Genomic DNA, 22,989 nt, shown 5'->3' with positions numbered 1-22,989 from the left:
TTGCCCTATATCTGTTTTTTTGAAACAGAGAAGCACAAAGTCTCAAAGCTACGAAAAACGTCAAAGACCGTAAACTTCTAGATTATTCAAAGCCTTACTATATTTTTCTCAAAAAAATATCCAAGTACACAGTAACAAACCTTCCCCTCTATGAAGAAAAAAGGGAATGATTAAAATGTATCAATTTCTTTATTTAAGAATCGAGAAAACTGCGTAATTTTCGTGAGCGACTAGGATGCTTCAATTTACGAAGTGCCTTTGCTTCAATCTGACGAATACGTTCTCTTGTCACTGAGAACTGTTGTCCCACTTCTTCCAAGGTGTGATCTGTATTCATCCCTATCCCAAAACGCATCCGCAAAACACGTTCTTCCCGTGGTGTTAATGAAGCAAGAACGCGTGTTGTCGTATCGCGTAAGTTCGCTTGGATAGCAGCATCAATAGGTAATAATGCATTCCTATCCTCAATAAAATCACCCAAATGGGAATCATCTTCATCACCAACAGGAGTCTCCAGTGAAATAGGTTCTTTTGCAATTTTAAGAACCTTTCGCACTTTTTCTAACGGCATAGAAAGCTTACTCGATAATTCTTCTGGTGTTGGCTCTCGTCCAATTTCATGGAGAATTTGACGTGAGGTACGAACAATTTTATTAATTGTCTCAATCATATGAACAGGGATACGAATAGTGCGTGCCTGATCCGCAATTGAACGTGTAATGGCTTGACGAATCCACCATGTGGCATAAGTTGAAAATTTGTAGCCGCGCCGATATTCAAACTTATCCACAGCCTTCATCAAACCGATATTGCCTTCTTGAATAAGGTCAAGAAACTGCAAACCACGATTCGTGTATTTTTTTGCAATTGAAATGACAAGACGTAAATTAGATTCGACCATCTCTTTTTTTGCAATGGTTGATTCGCGTTCACCTTTCTGCACTTGCATAACAATCCGGCGAAATTCACCAATTGAAATAGCCGTTTCTTGCGCAAGATTTTGTATTTCACTCCGTAGCTTTTGAATTTCTTTTGCCTCACGCAGTGAAAATTCTTTCCAACCCGGTGTAGGCAAAGTGGCAATATAATTCATCCAATCTGCATCCAATTCACGCCCTTGGTATTCTCTTAAAAAATCTTCATGGCCAATGCCATAGGTGTTAGCGATTCGTTTTAGCTTACCTTCATTATGAATGAGTCTCTTATTGATGTCATAAAGCTGTTCAACCAAAGCTTCGATACGATTTTGATTCAAAGAGAGAGACTTTACGGCTTGAATCAACTCACCCTTTAATTGAATATATTTTTTCTTCTGAGAGGCTGTAAGAGCCCCCTCTTTACGCTCTGCTAAACTGCTTTCAACGTGCTGATCTTGTAATTTGCGTAATTTTACATAGGTTTGAGCAATAAAATCCAATGTTTCCATAACTTGAGGACAAAGCTCATTTTCCATTGCAGCAAGGGATAAGTTAACATCATCCTCGTCTTCCTCATCATCTTCTTCAATGCTTCTTTCTCCTACATTTTCCCCCATATTACGTATACCAGAAGACATCTTTTCTTCTTTTATCTTATCAACTTCACTTCGCTCAATAACAGGAGCCTGCTTTGCTTCTGGCCCCGCATAAGTTGTTTCAAGATCAATAATTTCACGAAGAAGAATACGCTGTTCTTTTAGTTCATCACGCCAAATAATCAGGGCCTGAAAAGTCAAAGGACTCTCACAAAGTCCGGCAATCATTGTCTCACGCCCTGCTTCAATACGCTTGGCAATAGCAATTTCGCCTTCCCGTGAAAGAAGCTCAACAGCTCCCATCTCACGTAAATACATACGTACTGGATCATCCGTACGATCTGTTACTTCACGTTTATTCGTTGTCGTTGCAAGGGCGTGGCTAGAGGCCTCTACTAAGTCCCCTCCCTCTACCGTAACTTCGTCTTCATAATTTTCAGACTCAACTTCATCCTCATCATCGACAACATTAACCCCCATTTCAGAAAACATCGCCAAGATATCTTCAATTTGTTCGGACGTAACCTCATCGGAAGGAAGAACGGCATTGAGTTCATCCATCGTTACGTAACCATTTTTTTTGGCAAGTTTAATCATTTTCTTGATGGCATCATCAGAAAAATCAAGAAGAGGACCATCCAAACTCGCTTGGCTTGTTACTTCCGCATTATCTTTCTGTTTAACCTTTGTTGCCATACCATAAACTCCACTCGATCACTTCATAGCTTCCATGTAACCATAGTCTTCATGTGACCAGCTCTTTTTGTTCTCACTTAAATCGACCAACAGTTTCTCATATATACTTCCTTTTAAGAGATTACTATTGGAAAGAATACATTTTGTATACGCCTTAATATCCAGATAAACTTGCCATCCAGACAAAAACGCGGGAAAACTCCAGAAGTTTCCCCGACACCTCTCAGCCCTTCTGAGATAATCTCTGTACCCTATCGTAAGAACCAATTTCCCGCTTTTCCTAAAATTTATTCTAAAATTTAATTGTCATCTTTATGAAAATGTTACTCCACATACACTTCCTCATCTAAAATTTAAGTGACTGATTCGCATTAAAAAAGCGAATCATTTTATCGTATCTTGTATGTTCCCGTCTATTTTTTCATCCAACCAACTTCCAAACCCTTCAATTAACGCTTCTGTTGCCTGCATCTGCTCCAGTTCACTTTTTATCTCCCGAAGCAGATCAAAAACCTCACTCTTAGGATTTTCTACAAGTTGCTCTTCAATATCCTGTAACCTCTTATGTAGGTGGTGTTCCTGAAGATGCAAGTAGACAGCTTGTTTTAATATAGCACGTGCATCTTCTATAGGAGCTCCAGCAAAGATAATACGCATACCAATATTCTGCACAAGATGTTTCATACGCTCTAATAAAGTCTTTTGCCCTCTTTTTTCTAAGAACGCAACCATCGTTTCTTTATCATGAAGCGGCTGATTGCCGAGAATGTCCAACATCGTTTGGTGAAAATACATTAATTGTGTATTTTTTAATTCTAACTCAGAGAGAATTTCAAAATTTTCATGCCATAACTCAGGATAGTAAGCTAAAGTGAGTAAAATCACAGCTTCACGTAAAGGAATAGCCTGCGAAGAATTTCGTACTATTTCAGAATTTTCTAACAGAGAAAAGGATTGATCTTTAAAGATCCTATTGAGTGAAGTCTGTTCATAGCGCCCTCTTCCTTTCTTTTTTGAAAAAGAGGGACGAAAAAAATCAAAAAGGCGTTGTTTTATATCTTGCAAATAATAACGACGGACATCTTCATCCTTAATCGTAAAAATTTGTTGTTTGAGTTGTTTTTCAAGCGCCGCTCGTGTCTCTGGGGTTTCAAAATTCTTTCCATAGGTAGCCCGCCACCATAAAAGCTCAATCAAAGGAATGGCTTTTTGCAAAAAAGAAGAAAAAAGGGGCGCACCACCAGCACAAACAATTTCATCAGGATCTTTTCCTTGTGGCAACAAAACAAAGCGGACACAAACCCCAACCTTTAAAAGAGGCAATACCCGATCAGCAACGCGAAAAGCAGCCTTTAAACCAGCATCATCACCATCAAAACACAAAATAGGCTCCTTGCCCATCTGCCATAAAAGCTCAATTTGCGCTTCCGTTAATGCAGTCCCTAAGGGCGCTACGACTCCTTCAAAACCGGCTTTAGTCAATGCAATGACATCCATATACCCCTCGACAACCAGAAGTGAATGAATTTTTTCATCGCCAACAAAGCGACTATTTTTGCGCGCTGCTGCCGCATTGTAAAGTATATTGCCTTTATGAAAGAGCACTGTTTCAGGGCTGTTGAGATATTTTGCGCGTGTCTCTTTCTCTAACGCACGCCCTCCAAAAGCCACCACACGTCCGCGCAAATCTTCGATAGGAAACATAATGCGATTTCTAAATCGGTCATAAGAATCCCCACTCTCCTCATGAACTGTGAGAAGTCCACATTCTTCCATTTGCTTTATTGAGATACCCCGCGCTCTTAAAGCTTCTTTCAAAGCTGTACGCCTTACCGGTGCAAAACCAATTTTAAAACGCTCTATAAGCTTTTGCGGAACACCACGTTCCTCCAGATAACGACGTGCCTGCACACCTTCTTGATCACGTAAATGATATTGAAAAAAATCTGTCGCAATTTTCATCACGTCATAAAGGTCAGCTTTTTCCATTTGACGTTGATGACTTTGTGGATCCAAAATAGGGAGTTTCATTCCTGCAAAATCAGCCAAACGCTCGACACTTTCTGAAAAATGCAATCCATCAAGCTCGCACAGGAAGGTAAAAATATCTCCGCTGACCCCACAACCAAAACAATAATAACGCCCTTTATGATCATCACAATGAAAACTGGGCGTTTTCTCACCATGAAATGGACAACAACACCAAAAATCTCCCCGTGAAGGCTTACTTTTTCGAGGATCAAAGTCTACCCGTTGACCAATCACTGTTGAAATTGGGAGTCTGCTACGTAGTTCATTAAGGAAATCAGGCGGAAAACGCATTATCTCTCACAGAGTTTAAAAATTCTTTTTTGCATATTTAACGACTTTAGAGCATAATTCCAAGACTTCCTCTTAAGCAGTTGTAAAATTTTAATCTCTTGAGAGCCTATAATTTTAGAAATGGAGAGTAAAAAAAGTGATCGAATTTATTGTTCAATATCCGTGGTTAGAAGCTATTTCTTGGCTTGTTATTCTTACTATATTTGCCCTTTTAATCAACTTTGTAGGACGAAAATTACTTATTCACGGAGCAAAAAAGCTTTCTTCTCTCCTCCCCAAGAATACAACAACCGATATTAAAAATGCTATTCAATACCTAGCAAATATCATTTCAGCTTTTATTCTTTCAGTCGGTGTTAATTTTATACCAACATTGCCCGATGCATTCAGCACTGTCATCAATAATGTTGCCAACGCCTTCATTATCTTTTTTGTTGTTCTAACAATTTCTGCCTGTCTCAATATCATTAATATCCTTTACGAACAACGACCAACAGCACGACTAAAACCGATAAAAGGTTATATTCAAATTGCTAAAATTGCACTTTTTGCTATTGCCGCCGTTTTAATGGTCGCCATCTTAATTGATCGTTCCCCTCTTATTCTTTTCTCCGGTCTTGGTGCAATGGCCGCGGTTCTCATGTTAATTTTTCAAGATACACTTCTTTCTCTTGTTGCCGGTATTCAAATTTCATCCACCGATATGGTTCGTGTTGGTGATTGGATTGAAATTCCCAATCTGGGTGCTGATGGTGATGTTATTGAAATTGCCCTTCATACTGTTAAAGTTCAAAATTTCGACAACACCATCACCTCAGTTCCGATCCGCAAACTTGTGACCGACCCTTTTAAGAATTGGCGTGGAATGCAAGAATCAGGTGGCAGACGCATCAAACGCTCCCTTTTTATTGATCAATCCAGTATCCATTTTCTCACAGAAGAAGAACAAAAATATCTTTCCCGATTTAATTTATTAGAAAATTATTTCACGCAAAAAAGAGCAGAAATTGATCAATGGAACGCTCAATTGGATAAAAATCATGATGTTGTAGCCAATACGCGCCGTTTAACCAACATTGGAACTTTTCGTGCTTATGTTTTTGCTTATCTACAACAGCATCTCAACATCAACCCCAATATGACCTTTATGGCCCGACAATTGCCCCCTACAGAAAATGGTTTACCCTTGGAAATCTATTGCTTTACGAACACCACCGTTTGGCTAGACTACGAACAAATTCAAGGTGATATTTTCGACCATCTTTATTCCATTCTTCACTGTTTTGGTCTAAAGGTTTTTCAAAATCCAAGCGGTTCTGATTTTAATCAAATATTAAAAGCAAAGTAAAAACAATAAACTTCAAGTTATCAATTTTGAGTTAACCCTATTCATAAACAAAAGAGAAAGAAAAAGTATCATGAATGGCTCATTGGTACTCCTCCATCTTGCTGGCGCTGTTTCTTTACTTCTCTGGGCGACACGCATGGTGCGCACAGGAATTGAACGCGCCTATGGTGACAGACTTAAATATAACCTGCGCCACGTCATTTCAAAACCATTGTTTGCTGTAAGTTTTGGACTTTTTACAGCAATGATCTTACAGAGTTCTACAGCCATAACGCTCCTCGTTGGTTCTTTTGTTGAATCTGGTTTTGTCTCTGGCGTAGCGGGACTTATGGCTGTACGTGGAGGAGAATTAGGATCAGCACTCGTTGTTAAGATTCTCACCTACGATCTCACACTTGTTGTACCCCTTTGTCTTTTAATTGGCACTTGTATCTTTATGACAACACAAAAACGTGAGTGGCGCCAAATAGGACGTATTGTTATCGGTATTGGTCTTTTGATTTTATCTTTACAAATGATTAGTACAGCGACAGAACCTTTGCGGGATAGTGAAATTTTGCCGAGTATCATTCGTTACCTTTCAACCGATCCTGTTTCAACTTTTTTGTTGGCTGCGGCTTTAACCTATCTCTTACATTCATCCATTGCAGGAATCATTTTGCTGATTAATTTTGCCAACTACGACCTTATCCATACACAACTTTGCGTTATCATGGTTCTTGGTGTCAACTTTGGCTCTTCTCTTATAGCACCGCTTTTAACACGCAACGCTTCTCCCAATACCCGCCTTGTTCCCTTGGGAAATTTACTCATGCGTGGAGCCGGTTCAATCCTTGTGCTGATCTTATTTCTGTTTTTTCAACCACCCATCACATGGCTTGGCAATGACGCCCCTACTCAAGTAATCAACGCCCATATCATTTTTAATGTTTTCATTCTCCTCGCTGGAATACCGCTTTCAAAATGGGTTTTAAAATTGACCACTCAAATCGTTTATATGAGTACAAAAAAAACGCACGCCGATAAAACGCTCAATTTATCGGATCAAACAGCTCTTGATGATAGCGTTCTTGAACGCCCAGCTCTAGCGCTCTCGAATGTCATGCGTGAAGTTATTCATATTTGTGATCTTGTCGACATCATGCTAGAAAAAATCATGGGACTTTATGAAGAGCCAAATCCCAATATTATTGCTGAGCTCAATCAACTAAATACCATATTGGACAAAAAACATATCGCCATCAAACTTTATCTTGCGCGATTAGCGGGACAAAAATTATCGGATGAAGAAGCTCTTAAAACACAAGAGCTTCTAGGCGCCTGTATAAAATTAGACCAAGCAGGCGATATCATTATTCACAATATGCTAATGCTGGTAAAAAAGAAACAACAAAAAAGTCTCAAGTTCAGCAATGAAGGTTGGGATGATCTCCTTCGTTTCCATGCCATTGTGCTAGCCAACGCGCATATCGCATTTAATGTTCTCGTCTCCCGTGACACCCACACGGCCCATCTCTTGGTGCAAAAAAAAGATCAACTACGAAACTTAGAAAAAGAGATGAGTTTAAAACATTTTAAACGCTTGCGGGAGGGAGATCTCAAAAATGTAGAATCATCCAGTCTTCACCTTGATACTGTCCGTGACCTTAAACAAATTAACTCTCTGTTGACCTCAATGATCTACCCTATTTTAGAAGAACAAGGGCTTCTTCAAAGTTCGCGCCTACGCAATCCTGCTGAAGAACAGATAGAAAAATCTTAAACTTATAAAATAAATCAAACAAGAAACACATCCCATCAATTATTCAATTTTGAACCTTCAAATATCTTGCTTAACATATTGATTTAATAACTTTTAAATGAGCTCTCTTCAATAGAGTAAATTTCTTTTATTGTTAATCTATTCATAATGAATTTCTCAAAATTATTTGCTTGCACTTAAGCGGTTTGCCCCATACCCCATGTAGAATAAAACTCTTGAACAAAGAATGTCTCGCCCTCTTAAAGCAAAAACTGTATTTCATATAAAGCAATAGATTGATTTATAATGATAATTTACTCATTTATATTGAATAAGCCCCAAAGATATTGTAAGATTTTCTCATTCCAAAGCCGTTCCTTGTTAAATCAATCAAAACCATTCACTTATACATTAAAATGTGGATAATTCCGTATGGAATAAGATGATACAAAAAAAACTTAAAACACCTCTTATGAACTATCTTAAGAACCAAGAACTGTCGCAACATTCGGAGCAAGTGTGTGATGCTATCGACTTGCTCTTTTATGAAGCCCAAGGATGAGGGCGCTTAATAAATTCCTCCCTTCACAGACATCATCATAAAAATCATAAAATAGGGCTTGAGAGAGGTCTCTATAAGGAGATGGCAGAAAGTATGATCGTACCAGCCTAAATTCACCTTGTAAAAAAGCGACCACCTCACAGGAGTAGCAAAATAAAGAAATATCCGATAAGAAATGCAAAATGCTCCCTAATTGCAACGTTTATGTCCATAAACATTTATATCAATATTTGTAGAGATTGAATTTATACAGCATTTTATAACGCATTAACAAAACAGTTTTAATCTCATTTCAAACAATGTTGATATTAATTTGCAAGCGCCAAATCTTTAAATATCCATTTATCTTATTGTTTTAATGTCAATTATTTTTTAAAAACTTTGTAGAAAACAATAGTTTTAAAAAAAAGTGATAAATACACTTTATGTATTATTAAAATATTTTTATAAATATTTTCTTTTAAAATTAAAATTTGTTATATATATTTATAATAATTAGATATTATACTGATATAAATAGCAATATTGTTTTAATATACAGGAAATTAATAAGTAAAATCTCTAACAAAAATATCCTTTCCACTGGGTAAAAAGGGAATAAACCTTGATCTTTACAAAGTTTACTCTAGTTACAATCTAAATGCAGGCAAAGGAGAGTATCATGGAAAATGCAAACCTCGGTTGGATTGCAGCTATTATTATCGGCGGAGTTGCTGGGTGGGCTGCACAGTATATTATGAAAAGCCAAACAGGAATATTGTTAAATATTATCTTAGGGATTATTGGCGCTGCCTTAGCAAGCTTTCTTTTTAGTCTTTTAGGCGTAAGTTTTGCTGGTTGGCTCGGTTATCTTATTTCAGGTTTTATAGGAGCCTGTATTCTTATATGGATAGGACGAAAAATTCGATCATAGAGCATTTATTTATTCAAACACCTTTTGGTATTCAGTAAAACAATTGGAATATTTTGAAATATTTCCCCGTAATGCGTTGATATCATTTTGGGTATGATGGTGAAATGCTTAAGTTACGATTTCTGGCATACACCATCATACATCTAAAAAAACAACAAAAACTTTTATAATGCGCCCTTCCATATCTATATAAGCCTACGCATATCAGGAAGGGTATATGCATTATTTTAATGAAATACGAACTTATTTTTGTACCGTGTTTTTGCACCAAACGCGCAAATCCAGCTCATCACACAATCATCGTAATCTACAAGGTTACAAAAACCAATAATAATAATAATGATTAAAGATCCTACCGCATAATATTTAACGCCTATACACTTCATCAGTAAGGCCATTTTTACTAAAAAAACTGAAGAGCTCTTTTGCATTCTTAAAAGATAAAGATAGGAAGTAAGCGCAAAATGATAAAAATAATTTTTCTAGTATGAAAAATAAAAAAATAAACGCGATAAAGTTGATATCTTTCTTTTTCTTTTCAGTATTTTTTATTATTTATCAATTAAAAGGATCAAAAGTATTGAATATAAAAATTTAAATGATGATATATTCTTTTACATTAATTTATAACAGTGAAAACATATTAATACTTATTACTATAACTTAAAATCTATCTAATTAATGCTCCCTGTATTATAAAAAATACGATCACCTTTCCACCTTAATTCAAAAGCTCTGAGTATCCCACTTTTAAAACTATAATATAAGGGTTTTGCTCCTTTTAAAATTTCCTCTTTATATCGTCTTATATAGATGAATCCTTTCCCCCTTTTTCCTAAGCGTTACAAACGAATGCTAAAACACGAAATATCTACTCATTCCCCTTGTGTTATCAAAAAACTCTATAATCTATTGTCTACATATCTTCTTTTAAAGATCTTTTCTTTCGGTGTTCCCTTTGATATTTTTCTGTTAAAATTTTGCTGCTTTTATACGCCTGTACGACATAAAATCATCTCTTTAGCGCACTCAGCATAACATATGGAATAGGATTTTAGATGTGGAGTAAAACGATGTCTGATCTTGAAGATTCCATCTTACCACCTCTGAAGTGGCTCTTTGATCAAAAGCCTCCCATACCAGAAAACATACGGGATTGGCTCATGGAATCGGGCTCGATGACGCTTCGATTAAAAAAATATTGCACCTGTTTCCAAGTTCAACAACAACGCGAATGTTTTATTACACGCGATAAATTAAAGGAAGAAGCAGAACATCTCCCCAAAAGTGCACGTTATTGGCTACGAGAAGTCATATTGATGGGCGATAATAAACCTTGGCTCCTTGGACGCACTGTCATTCCACAAGAAACCCTTCACCACAATCAAGCCTTGATGCATTTAGGAACAATCCCCTTAGGTCTCTATTTGTTTAACAGTGACAAACTAACCCGCGATTACATTCATATTGGCCAACAAGGTGCGTTATGGGCACGCCGTTCCCGTTTACGGCTAACGGGTGAGCCATTGTTGCTCACTGAGCTGTTTTTAACAGACTCACCACTGTATACCCATAAATAGAGGATACTCATTTTATTCTGCATAATGTATGGATTTTACATAGCTTTAAAGGGGTATATGAGAAAATAATTTTCAAAATCGTCTCAAAACAAATTACAAACAAAGCCTTCTGTTCGAAACATTTCTTTGATCTCAGCTTAAAAATGTCCCCCCACAAAAAAGCGTTTTAAAGTTCTGCCTTCCTTATCACAATCGCGAAAACCAACGCCTGACTTAAGCAGATCCGCACCATATTGATAAAACCATCTGCAATTTAAACTTCTTGCCAAATAATCACCACTCTTGGAAAATAACAACAACTCTTTATCAAAGAAACGCTTTAAATCGTCAAAAAAGACAACAATAAATCCTTTTAAAAGTAAAAAAACTATAATCTTTTTGTTTTGTAATGATGTAACAGCTTTCAAGAACAACAAAACATGAGACAGAAAAAATATTTTATTGCTCGCTGAATCCCAAAAAACAGGTTTGTTCATTCCAAAGAAATATTTTTTTATAAGAGTTTTATGTGTAAGATAATACCGTTGACCAATATTCTACTGACAGACAAAGGCCTTGCATAATAAAAATTACTTTCCAATTCCTTTAAGTTGATAAGATCTATTGCAATTTTTTACGAAGACTATTGCACACTTTAGAAAAATTCATTTGTCCTGCGTAGCGTTCCTTAAGCCACGCCATCACCTTACCGATATCACGTAATTTTTTAGCTTTCGTTTGTGCCAAAGCTTCACAAATAACCTGTTCTACTTCCATCTCTTTAAGCTGATAGGGAAGAAATTCACGAATAACTTCTATTTCGGCTTGTTCTTTCTCTGCTAACTCCAAGCAACCAGACTCTTTATACACACGCATTAACGCTTCACGCTGTTGAAGCATTTTCGTAAAAACAGACTGTATCTGCTGATCATCGACTTCTAGCTTCCCTTCATCATAATAAAGAATATCACGATCCCTAACCGCAGCATTCATTAAACGAAGTGTAGCAAGACGCGCACTATCCTGCGCTTTCAAAGCAGCCTTAAGAGCCCCATCAATCTGGTCACGCAACATAAATTTATCCAATTTTGTTCAAACGGAAAATGCTTTTTAACCAATCTTTATCCATCTTGCAATGGAAGATAAAAAAATAATTGAGAACTCGATTTTAGAAAAGATAAAAACAAGACTTTACCTCTTCATGGAATGTCCTTATACTCTCTGCTTTAAGCAAAACATGGCTAGAATAATAGACACAGCATCTGTTAGAGGTATAATTTTTGTGTAAAGTTAATCATTATACCTTTCAGAAAATAAATTGTGGATACACACTATGATACAAACAATTTCATCGAGCAGCCCTTGGAGTGTTAGCAAACCTACAGCCCTCTTAGTTCTTGCTGATGGAACTGTCATTGAAGGCAAAGGAGCAGGTGCGACAGGTATTGCTGAAGCTGAAGTATGTTTTAATACCGCTATCACAGGCTATGAAGAAATCCTCACAGACCCATCATACACACAACAAATCGTTAATTTTACTTTTCCTCATATAGGAAATGTAGGGACAAATAGTGAAGATATCGAAGCTCTCACGCCTCTCAACGACCACGGTGCTGTTGGCGCTATTTTCAAAGCAGATATTACACATCCTTCAAACTATCGTGCCAATGAAAGCTTTCATCAATGGCTTAAAGCCCGTAAAATTATTGCACTTTGTGGTATTGATACACGCGCGCTCACAATTCTTATTCGTGAAAAGGGTGCGCAAAATGCTGTCATTGCGCATGATCCTGATGGGAATTTTGATATTCCTTCTTTGAAAAAACGTGCACAAAAATGGCATGGTCTTGTCAATCTTGATCTTACAAAAGAAGTGACATCTCAATCGTCAATGCAATGGGATGAAGAACCGTGGAGTTGGAATAAAGGGTATGGCACAAACAATGTGCACAATCTTCATATCGTTGCCATTGACTATGGTATTAAACGCAATATTCTTCGCCTTATGGCAACACAAAAAGCACGCATTACTGTTGTGCCCGCCCACACAAGTGCAAAAGAAATTCTGGCAATGAATCCTGATGGTATTTTTCTTTCTAATGGGCCAGGAGATCCCGCAGCGACAGCTCAATATGCCATTCCAACAATCAACACATTGATTGATCATAATTTACCAATTTTTGGAATATGTCTTGGTCATCAACTTCTCGCTCTGACAGTTGGTGCAAAAACCGTAAAAATGCACCAAGGACATCATGGTGCAAACCACCCCGTTAAAGACCTTAACAGTGGAAAAGTTGAGATTGTATCGATGAATCATGGTTTTGCTGTCAATGCAACCTCTTTACCAAAACATGTTCAGGAAACACATATCTCTCTCTTTGATGGTTCAAATTGTGGTATTCGAATCATTGGAAAACCCGTTTTTTCTGTTCAATATCACCCAGAAGCTTCTCCTGGACCACAAGATAGTCACTACCTCTTTCAACATTTTTCTGATCTCATTATGAATTATAAAAAAATATCTTAAAATAAGATGCCAATAAATATACGCAGTATTTTACTTCCAGTTTGAGTATCAAAAATTTGAAATTATTCGTATAACACTGATGCATCTAACACTGGAGCATTTTTTTAAACATAATGCTCCATGAATACTGAATGTCACTAAGCAAAAAAACACAAGCTTTACGATGCATACCCATATTAGAAAACAAACATCACAAAAAAATTATTGCATTCTCTCGCAAAATATTTTTACCAACCCCCTTCAACAAATTAACGTACCCGCAAGGTAAAAATGACCGTTGCAACGACAAGAAGCAAAAAGCCCCCAACAAAAGGAGCACCAGAAAAATAAAACAGTGCATTTTTATCTGTAAAACATTCAAAGAGAAATACATAAAAAGCAGAACCAAATATTAAACTCAATGAAACAACAGATGTCATGGCTCCTTGGAGCTCTCCTTGTACATTTGTCGGCACCTGTGCTGAAGCAATAGCACGAATAGGTGCATGAACAAGATATTCAAGCATTGTACATGCACAAACCATATAAACCATCCACCCCTTTGTTGCGAATGTATAGCCTAGCATAGCAACGGATGCAAACAAAAGCCCCACTATTGTAATACGCCAATCGCTCCATCGTTTAGAAAAATAAGGCAAAATAAGAGCAATAACAATCAATTGGACTATCCCAAAAACGCTATAGGATAGCCCTATGGAAAACGAACTCCACTCATAGCGTTCTTTTGCAATAAACGCCCAAATGCTTAGCCATACAGATTCCGCAAACCAATAAAGAAAAAAGACCAACAATACCCAAAGAACCATCGGATATTGCTTCAGTTGCCAAAAAGCGCCTAAGGGATTTGCCCGCTTAATATCAAAAAAACGCCGATTCCATAAAGAAAGAGTTTCAGGAAGCATAACCCAAACAAAAATAAAATTAATGAGCGAAAAAGCAGTGGCAAAATAAAAAGGAATACGCGGACCAAACTGACCTAAAAAACCACCAATAAATGACCCCAAAATAAACCCTAATGCGGATGCAACCCCTAATAGACCAAAATTGCGTGTACGATTTTTTTCATCTGATATATCAGCAAGATAAGCTGTACAAGTTGCAAAACTAGCCCCACTTATTCCTGACAAAAGACGCCCGATAAATAACATAGAATAGCTCCATGCTATAGCACATATCAAATTATCAAGAGCAAAGCAGATAATAGAGACAAGCAAAATAGGACGACGACCATAACGATCAGAAAGATTACCAATAACAGGAGCAAACAAAAACTGCATCACTGAATAAGCTGCAAGCAATTTTCCTCTTTCTACAAAAGATGTACTGATATCTTTTCCAGTTAACTGAGAAAAATATTCAGGCAAAACGGGACAAATAATTGCAATGCCAAGAATATCTAACAATAAAGTGATAAACACTAAAATGAGCCCACGTCGAACAAATTTCGGATTAAGCCTGTGATCTTGCATAACATACATACTATTTTACACTCAGTCACTCATTTTACACGCACAGTTACGCCCCCGCTTTCTTTTACCCTCTTCTTGTTAAGTACTCTATACCATATAAATTTCACATAAAAAATAATAACAAAGTAAAAAATTTAAAAAGAGTCAAGATAAAAAATATAAAATTATTTTTTACTTGGTATATAATTATCGAAGTATAAAATTTATTTTTTTACATTAAATGAACAAATATTTATGAGAGAAAATTATGAATAAGGTCTCCGAAGATATAGAATATCCTAATAATTTTAGAGACATTATATAGTCTTCAAGAAATTATAATTGACTTTATCAATCATTATTCCCCCCACTCATACCACACCTTTCAAAAAGCGCAATTTTATTGAATAGCTCAGAGATCCTATAATCATTAAAACATTACAAAAGATAAGCTCTTAAAAATTTTTCTCATCCTCAAAATATACGATAAGATTAAAGAAGCATCATCAGAATAGCTTAACACTGTAAAAATGGATCATATTTATTGAGACCATCAATGATTATATGCTATTATTAAATCCAATCATGATCTAACGAATAAGCATGAGGCAATACCCCTTTTAGTGAGAGTTGGTCATGAGCTGTGAATTTAAAAATAGTGTATAAAATGCGAAAAATATCCCTATTAATTCTCACTTTAATATTCGTGACAGGATGTGATGTTCAAAATTCTGATTCACAAAAGGGTATTTTAGAAAATAAAAGAGAAACCCAACAAACAACCAACATAGAGCTAGATCCCTACACTTTAAATAAATTAAATGCTCTTCTCAAAAAACGTTCAGAAATAAATGACCCCGAAAAGGGAGCCCTGATTGATTTTTTTTCTAAAGCTTTTTTAGGGACACCTTACAAAGCAAATATGTTACAGGGCTCAGAAAAGATACCAGAAAAACTCATTATTGATTTTAGAGGCTTAGATTGCTTCACGTATCTAGATTATGTTGAAGCATTGCGCAAATCAACATCCCCAAAAGAATTCATCAATAACGTCATAAGAACGCGTTACATTAAAGGTAATATTCATTTTTTAAATCGAAAACATTTTTTTACAGACTGGGCTTATAGAGAATATAAACGCGCCGCTGATATTACCGCTGAAATAAGTCCTCATGCCGTCAGCATAGAAAAATATCTCAATAAAAAAGCTGATGATGGAAACTATCTTCCTGGACTTTCTGTTGTAAAACGCACAATAACGTATATTCCAAGTAACTTTATTAATGAAGAGGTTATAAGCCGTTTAAAATTAGGTGATTTCATTGGCATTTATACAACACTTGCCGGATTGGATGTAACACACGTGGGGTTCTTTATCATGACAGACAAAGGCCCAATGTTACGAAATGCCTCTTCACGAAAAACAAATGAAAAAGTCGTTGATTCCCCTTTTATGGATTATGTTGCAAAAACACCAGGAATCATTGTCTTAAGGGCTCTTTAATAACATCATAGTGATATGAAAACATATTTGGGGAAGAATAAATAAAGCCAGATATGTTATGATTGTGATCTCATAAAGTATTTTATACAAATTATACCTTTTATATAAAAGGGATGATTGTTGTACCGGGAGGCAATTTTGCTTCATCTTCAGGCTCGACATGAATAGAAATACGCACATTATCAAATTCTTTTTGAAGAACACCTTCAATTTTATCACAAATTTTATGCGCTTCTCCGACCTGCATAACAGCTGGCACAACCAAGTGAAACTCTATAAAAGTAACCCTCCCAGCAACACGCGTGCGTAAATCATGAACCTCAAGTGCACCATCTGCATTGGCAGAAATCAGCTCCCGAATCCGCATGGTTTCATTCAATTCCACGCCAACATCCATTAATCCTTGAACAGCATTCCTAATCACCTTCCATCCCTGTAAGAGAATATTAACAGCAACGATTATCGCTAAAATAGGATCTAAAACGCCCCATCCCCCTATAAAACCAGCAATCAGACCAATTAAAATTGCAAGAGAAGTAAAAACATCCGTTATAAAATGTACCCCATCAGCTTTAAGAGCCGGTGAGCGATGATGTTTTCCCTGCCAAATCAGAACCATACCCCACATGAAATTTATAACAGTTGCAACAAGATGAATAACAAGCCATATTCCAGGTTTCTGCAATAATTTAACGGTGGCAAGTGCTATCCATGCTTCTCTTAAAATAACAATTGCCGCAATAATAATGAGAATTCCTTCAAGAATCGCAGAAAAATATTCCGCTTTATGATGTCCAAAAGGATGATCATGATCCGCTGGCTTCATACTCACTTTAACAGCCCACCATGCCGCCAATGACGCAAGAATATTGACAATTGATTCCAATGCATCAGAATAAAGTGCAACCGACTCTGTGATGTGATATGCCCAATATTTCAAAGCAAAAACAATACACGCAATAAAAATGGAGTATAAAGTTAAGCTTTGTATATTGATTTTCACATTCATGAAACGCGTCCTTTTCTTCAGGAAACAAGGAATAATATTTTAAACCCTATAACGATATTTGTGACATATCGCCAATATTTTCTCAATATTACAGAAGCTACCATACGCTAAACACCTCAACGCACCCTTGTTATCACAAAAGACTCCCCAGTTACACAGACATCAGCAATAAAGGATAAAGAGAACAAGGCATAAACAAACAGCTTCTCCCAAGAGCAAATAAACAAATCCCCTTCATGAATCGTCTTCTGAATAACGTAAGAGCATCTCGCCTTTTATGAACGAAAAAACTGCTTTTGCTCAAATGTGTCATGATCACGCATTCTTTTTCACATTTTATGATGTGCAAGATGACGCCATCTATAAGCATCTCTCACCTTAGAAAAAATAATTGAGCACTCTCCTGTACCCTTACAGCTTAAGGAAATTTTAAAATATGACAGCTAAAAAACTTAGAAAAAGAAAAAGATTTATGGGCCCCAAAAAGAATCTGGGCATTGGGGACCCAGATTCTTTTCCCTTATAACTAAGGGCATACAGAACTTGGGAAATAGCGGGGACCCAAGACACTGCACCCGATACGAAAATAAAATTTATTATCCCGCATCAGTATTTTTAAAATACACCCATTTATATAGTTTGTCAACAGAGATTCTACTATAAGTTTTAAAATAATATTTTTTCATCTCTTTTTTAAAATAAAGCAAGTTCTAACATCTGGAAATTGAAAGAAAAAAGCATTAAGAATCTCGCATGCATTTAAATATTACAACAATTGATAAAACAAATAACCCACGCCTAAAAGACTATCATAATATCCGTGAAAAAGATCTCGTTGGACGACAATAGCAATTTATTGCTGAAGGTAAAATAACGTTGTCCGCATTATTGCATTCGAAAGAATTTTCTCCTCTCTCGCTGCTTATCCTAGCAAAACGCCTTTTTGGACTTCTACCGCTTTTAGAAAAAACACAGCCTCGATGTCCCATTTATTGTGTTCCACAAAAGTCATAGATGATATCACCGGTTTCCATATTCATCGTGGTATTCTGGGTATCGGTAAACGCAAAACGCTCCCATCATTACAAAGTTTTTTACAAAATCTTCCAGAAAAAGCTTTGATTCTGGTTTTATGTGGTATCTCGAATCATGATAATATGGGATCAATTTTTCGTAATGCAGCAGCCTTTGCCAATCACGGCATTATTGTCGACAAAACCTCTTGCGATCCGCTTTATCGCAAATCAATCAGAGTTTCTGCTGGTGCTGCTCTAAAAGTACCCTATACGCAAAACGCTAATATAAATGACATTATAGCTTCTCTAAACGATGAAAATTTTATCTTTATGCACTCTCTCCTTCTGCCTCACACACACTCAAGCAAGCAAACAAAACCAAAAGAATAGCCCTTATTTTGGGAACAGAAGGTGATGGCTTACCCCCCATATACTACAACAATCACAAGCCTTACGGATTCCCATGACTGATGGCTTTGACAGCTTCAATGTTGCCACAGCCTCAGGGATTGCTCTCGCCCATTTTACCGACTTTGGCCATTCAAGATGATAAGATTTTAAGTTGTAACAAATATTCGATGATGTGTGTTCTTTACCAACCCCACAAGTTGCTATCCCCTAGCATTTGAGAGCATTTAACAAAGACATTTTTACATTTCTTTTATCAACTTCCCCACCATAAGCCCACTTGTCCACCATTATCCCCTTGTAATGTGCAAAAGACACGGATTGGATGGATTCAATCACAAAAAAAAATTTGCAATGAGAGAGCTCTACACAAGTCTTTCATTCAAGTTGAAGGATAAAAACTACCATTATAAATTAATTTACTATTTTTTTATGAAACTGTTGTTTTAAGTTCAGAAGAAACAGAAACTTTTGTTTCAAGATTGCACAAAACACGCTTCAACATCATTTCAATGTCAGCGGCACGCTCTGAATGCGTTACAAATCCTCCCCCAAGAATACGCGCCTCATGACCATTTCCATCATAAAGAACGCAAGCTTGCCCTGGTGCCACACCGTTTTCACATTCCAACAAATCAACGGAAAAAATACCTTCTTTATAATGCAAACGCGCAAGGTGAGGAGGACGCGTTGAACGGACCTTTACAGCCAGCTTAATACCTTGAGAAGGAAAATTATCTAACGACTCATCACCAAGCCAATTCACATCCCGTAAAAAAAGCTTATGTGTTTCTAACATTTCACGCGGACCAACAATAACACGGGCATTTTCGACGTCGAGATAAACCACATAAAGCGCTTCCCCCGTTGACACCCCAATACCACGACGTTGACCAACGGTATAATTAACAATCCCCGAGTGTTTGCCTAAAATCTTTCCATCGATATGAACAATAAAGCCAGGATTAGCGGCTTCTGGACGCAGCTTTGCGATAACATCTGAATATTTTCCTTGTGGAACAAAACAAATATCCTGACTATCATGCTTATTGGCAACGACAAAGCCCATTTCTGCAGCCATTTCACGAACACGCGCTTTTGGAAGATCACCAAGGGGAAAACGCAAATAATCAATCTGTTCTTGTGTTGTTGCAAAAAGAAAATAACTCTGATCACGATCATTATCGAGAGGACGAAAGAGGGCTCGATGTGCCCCATGAGAACGGGAACGAATATAATGTCCCGTTGCCAAAGCATCGGCCCCCAATTCACGAGCTGTTGCTAATAAATCAGCAAACTTAACTGTCTGATTGCATGCAATACATGGCACTGGAGTCTCTCCATGAGCATAGCTTTCTGCAAAAGGATCAATAACAGCTTCGCGAAAGCGTTTCTCATAATCAAGAACATAATGCGGTATTCCTAATGTTTCTGCAACACGACGCGCATCTTCAATATCTTGTCCCGCACAACACGCCCCTACCCGATGCGTTGCAGCCCCATGATCATAAAGCTGCAATGTAATGCCAATGACATTATATCCTTCCTTTTTTAAAAGACCTGCAACAACCGATGAATCAACCCCCCCCGACATTGCAACAACAATGCGAGAATCCTTAGGTTGTCCTGGTAAATCAAGACTGTTCAAAAACATGTATTCATTCTCTATTTAGTGCTCTATTAATGGATACCCATAATGAATACCCATATGTTACTTTCTGATATGCGCTTCTTCACCACTTTTATGCTATTGCCACTTTTATACTATTGATTGTCTTTTATATTGTTTTTTTATCCTTTCCACAACCATAGCATCACTTTTCTTAAAAGCAGCTGTAAATAAAGAAAGAGTGATAGAAATAAGGCACAATAATAATCACTTGGGGGAAATCAGTTAGAAAAATCATTGAGAAAAATTTTTTTCTCTTTTTTTCAATCTAGCAAAATAAAATCTGGCAAAATATTGCAAAAAACGCTTCTACACAGTTCGCTTAAGCCTCTTTATTACCCGCTCAATCACTTTATTAATTTTTTCTTTCAGCGCGTTTAGCTCTTTTTTAAATTTCATACTCTATAAACGAATCAAGTCCTTGACGAGAGGTAGAGGATACGAATGACCAATTTGATAAAAACACAAATGAAATATGTTATTGGGCCAGATGGAAGTCCACTGACAATTGCCGACCTACCGCCACAAACAACACGGCGCTGGGTGATTCGTCGCAAAGCTGAAGTTGTGGCGGCTGTCAGAGGCGGATTGTTAAGCCTTGACGAAGCGTGTCAACGCTATACTTTGACTGTAGAAGAATTTCTTTCATGGCAAAGTTTGATCGATGAACACGGTTTAGCAGGGTTACGAACGACCAAGATTCAACACTACAGGCATTAAGTTGCCATTGATCATGATTTGATAACATAAAGCACTTTATAAAAACAGCCAAACTTAATAAAAGTTTGGCTGTTTTTATATTATTTTCAATAGATAAATCCGAAAGAATTGCTTTTTCAATAATTGTTTTGATTACTCATTCATTAAATTAGCCAGCCATTGAATTAGATTGAATTAAAATATCTTCATCATCCATATCATCCGCGGCAGTCTTCTTTTCTCGTGCTTCCAAAAGCTGTGCATGTTGTAGCTCTGTATGCGCTTCATGAAGAGCAATTTCAGCATTTGTTCTTTGAAGCTGTAAATCACGAATGGAATTGAGCAAATTATCACGTCTTTGCCGAGCAGCACGCGCAAAAGCAGAATAAGCAAAATGGTGAACATCATTGTTTCCAGATTTACGTTCTTCATGAGAAATCTGTGTTTCCAGTTCTAACACCATTCGTTCAAATTCTGCGATCATCATCTCAAGCTGTGCAATTTCACGGCGCTTTCCACGCACTTGAAACATTCTCAATCGCACTATATTTTCCCGTGGCTTCATACTCACTACTCCTTGATTGTGCCAACTCAAAACGCGCATTCATACTCAATTCATATCGTTTTAATTATATGTCTATTCGAAAAAACAAACCCTTAACGAGACTATAACTTTGCTCTTCCTTAAAGCATCTACAAACACAACCTTCTTTAAAGAATCATAACTATTTCTTTGTTTTTCCCTCCCACTATAAAATGAAGAGGTTTAAAGCTCCGTAAATAAACACTGAAATTGTAAAAAAGTAATTTATAAGACTTTTTTTACAAGATTTTTTTAGATTACAGTTTATAGAAAAAAACCTTCATTTCTTAATTATGTTAAAAAATATGTGATTTTTTTAAAATAATTTTGTAGCCTCTTTCAAAAATAAAAATATTTTGTTAACCACTATCATGGATAGTGGGGAATTTGGTAGTGATTGTTACGCGTACTACTGAAATATTCATAAACGCTTTATTACTTAAGTGTTTGATTTCATGAATTGTTTTTATCAACAATGGTTTTACCAACTGTTGATAAAATAGAAATGCTCCTTATGATTCGGAAAGGAGCAAAGTGAGGGATCTAAAATGCGCGTATTATTAATTGAAGATGATAGAGCGGTTACTCAAAGCATTGAGTTGATGCTAAAGTCAGCCAATTTTAATGTTTATATCACTGATCTTGGTGAAGAAGGTATCGATTTAGGAAAACTCTATGATTATGATATCATTTTGCTTGATCTAAATTTGCCCGATATGTCAGGGTACGATGTCTTGCGCACTCTAAGGTTGGCAAAAATAAAAACGCCTGTCCTTATCCTTTCTGGTATGAATGCCATTGAGGACAAGGTTCGTGGTTTTGGCTCTGGGGCAGACGATTATATGACAAAACCTTTTCATAAGGATGAGCTTATTGCGCGTATTCATGCAGTTGTGCGTCGTTCTAAAGGACATGCACAATCAGTGATTGTTACTGGTGATCTCACCGTTAACCTTGACGCAAAAACCGTCGAAGTTGCAGGACGTCCTGTTCACTTAACCGGTAAAGAGTACCAAATGTTAGAGCTTCTCTCTTTGCGCAAAGGCACAACACTTACCAAGGAAATGTTTCTCAATCATCTCTATGGTGGAATGGATGAACCAGAACTCAAAATTATTGATGTTTTTATCTGTAAATTACGGAAAAAATTGGAAGCAGTTTCTTCTAATGTAAATTACATTGATACCGTTTGGGGACGTGGCTATGTCTTGCGTGATCCAGTTGAAGAGAACGTACGAAAAACCGCTTAAGCAGTGAAAATACACATTGTAAAATCTCGGGGTGTAGCGGACCGAGATTTTTCTCCAGATTTTTCTCTGTTACAAATAAAAAAACTCGCAAACAAAAGGTCTCATAAAGAAAGCGCTTAAAGCTTAAGAAATAACCACACTCTATTCGCAAATATAATTTTATCGCTCGTAAGTTTGATCGAAGTTTCTTTTTCCCCAATACGGCTTAAGCGCTTCTCT

General features: G+C 36.8%; 16 protein-coding genes and 1 pseudogene. 9 read left to right on the top strand and 8 right to left on the bottom strand.

The features are described 5' to 3' along the window. Positions 1-193: 193 nt before the first annotated feature. Complete coding sequence (rpoD, locus tag NNJ73_RS04920; protein WP_254492963.1) at positions 194-2,209, bottom strand: RNA polymerase sigma factor RpoD; 2,016 nt, start codon at positions 2,207-2,209, stop codon at positions 194-196. Between the two features lie 384 nt (positions 2,210-2,593). Continuing rightward, positions 2,594-4,531, bottom strand: a complete 1,938-nt coding sequence (gene dnaG, locus NNJ73_RS04915; protein ID WP_254492962.1) for a DNA primase — start codon at positions 4,529-4,531, stop codon at positions 2,594-2,596. Positions 4,532-4,667: 136 nt separating this feature from the next. Between dnaG and NNJ73_RS04910 the strand changes: the two genes are divergently transcribed. From NNJ73_RS04910 to ubiC, 4 genes are all read left to right on the top strand, one after another. Next, entirely contained in the window at positions 4,668-5,879 is a 1,212-nt protein-coding gene (locus NNJ73_RS04910; RefSeq protein WP_254492961.1) for a mechanosensitive ion channel family protein, read from the top strand. Between the two features lie 70 nt (positions 5,880-5,949). Then, positions 5,950-7,641, top strand: a complete 1,692-nt coding sequence (locus NNJ73_RS04905; RefSeq protein ID WP_254492960.1) for a Na/Pi cotransporter family protein — start codon at positions 5,950-5,952, stop codon at positions 7,639-7,641. 1,202 nt (positions 7,642-8,843) lie between these two features. Continuing rightward, positions 8,844-9,095: a GlsB/YeaQ/YmgE family stress response membrane protein gene (locus tag NNJ73_RS04900; protein ID WP_139413486.1), complete on the top strand. Its 252-nt coding sequence runs from the start codon at positions 8,844-8,846 to the stop codon at positions 9,093-9,095. Positions 9,096-10,168: 1,073 nt separating this feature from the next. Beyond that, positions 10,169-10,675, top strand: coding sequence for a chorismate lyase (gene ubiC / locus NNJ73_RS04895; protein ID WP_254492959.1), 507 nt, complete (start codon positions 10,169-10,171; stop codon positions 10,673-10,675). A 137-nt stretch (positions 10,676-10,812) separates the two neighbouring features. Here ubiC and NNJ73_RS04890 read toward each other — a convergent pair whose 3' ends face one another. Continuing rightward, a complete protein-coding gene (locus NNJ73_RS04890) occupies positions 10,813-11,082 on the bottom strand; it encodes a hypothetical protein (RefSeq protein WP_254492958.1) in 270 nt (89 codons plus the stop codon). Between the two features lie 193 nt (positions 11,083-11,275). After that, entirely contained in the window at positions 11,276-11,728 is a 453-nt protein-coding gene (locus NNJ73_RS04885; protein ID WP_254492957.1) for a GatB/YqeY domain-containing protein, read from the bottom strand. A 259-nt stretch (positions 11,729-11,987) separates the two neighbouring features. Here NNJ73_RS04885 and carA point away from each other — a divergent pair, with 259 nt between their 5' ends. Further along, positions 11,988-13,184, top strand: a complete 1,197-nt coding sequence (gene carA / locus NNJ73_RS04880) for a glutamine-hydrolyzing carbamoyl-phosphate synthase small subunit (RefSeq protein WP_254492956.1) — start codon at positions 11,988-11,990, stop codon at positions 13,182-13,184. 248 nt (positions 13,185-13,432) lie between these two features. On the opposite strand, the gene NNJ73_RS04875 is transcribed toward carA, so the two are convergent. Beyond that, entirely contained in the window at positions 13,433-14,653 is a 1,221-nt protein-coding gene (locus tag NNJ73_RS04875; protein ID WP_371923249.1) for an MFS transporter, read from the bottom strand. Positions 14,654-15,299: 646 nt separating this feature from the next. Here NNJ73_RS04875 and NNJ73_RS04870 point away from each other — a divergent pair. Next, positions 15,300-16,136: a DUF1460 domain-containing protein gene (locus NNJ73_RS04870; protein WP_254492954.1), complete on the top strand. Its 837-nt coding sequence runs from the start codon at positions 15,300-15,302 to the stop codon at positions 16,134-16,136. Positions 16,137-16,236: 100 nt separating this feature from the next. Here NNJ73_RS04870 and NNJ73_RS04865 read toward each other — a convergent pair whose 3' ends face one another. Then, on the bottom strand, positions 16,237-17,145 hold the full coding sequence (locus NNJ73_RS04865) for a cation diffusion facilitator family transporter (protein WP_254492953.1): 909 nt from the start codon (positions 17,143-17,145) through the stop codon (positions 16,237-16,239). A gap of 753 nt (positions 17,146-17,898) precedes the next feature. On the opposite strand from NNJ73_RS04865, the pseudogene NNJ73_RS04860 reads away from it, so the two are divergent. Next, positions 17,899-18,711 (top strand): annotated as a pseudogene (locus NNJ73_RS04860) (TrmH family RNA methyltransferase). A 288-nt stretch (positions 18,712-18,999) separates the two neighbouring features. Here NNJ73_RS04860 and mnmA read toward each other — a convergent pair. Continuing rightward, positions 19,000-20,223, bottom strand: coding sequence for a tRNA 2-thiouridine(34) synthase MnmA (mnmA, locus tag NNJ73_RS04855; RefSeq protein ID WP_254492952.1), 1,224 nt, complete (start codon positions 20,221-20,223; stop codon positions 19,000-19,002). A gap of 459 nt (positions 20,224-20,682) precedes the next feature. On the opposite strand from mnmA, the gene NNJ73_RS04850 reads away from it, so the two are divergent. After that, positions 20,683-20,958 (top strand): DUF1153 domain-containing protein, encoded by a 276-nt coding sequence (locus NNJ73_RS04850; RefSeq protein WP_120101864.1) that lies wholly within the window; start codon positions 20,683-20,685, stop codon positions 20,956-20,958. Between the two features lie 148 nt (positions 20,959-21,106). On the opposite strand, the gene NNJ73_RS04845 is transcribed toward NNJ73_RS04850, so the two are convergent. Further along, a complete protein-coding gene (locus NNJ73_RS04845) occupies positions 21,107-21,502 on the bottom strand; it encodes a flagellar export protein FliJ (protein ID WP_254492951.1) in 396 nt (131 codons plus the stop codon). A gap of 566 nt (positions 21,503-22,068) precedes the next feature. Here NNJ73_RS04845 and ctrA point away from each other — a divergent pair. Next, entirely contained in the window at positions 22,069-22,770 is a 702-nt protein-coding gene (gene ctrA / locus NNJ73_RS04840) for a response regulator transcription factor CtrA (RefSeq protein ID WP_254492950.1), read from the top strand. Positions 22,771-22,989 lie beyond the last annotated feature (219 nt).

Source organism: Bartonella sp. B1099, from assembly GCF_944801835.1.
In the GTDB taxonomy this organism is placed as follows: Bacteria; Pseudomonadota; Alphaproteobacteria; order Rhizobiales; family Rhizobiaceae; genus Bartonella.
Note: the sequence above shows the minus strand (reverse complement) of the source record. Positions and strands in the feature narration are given on the sequence as shown.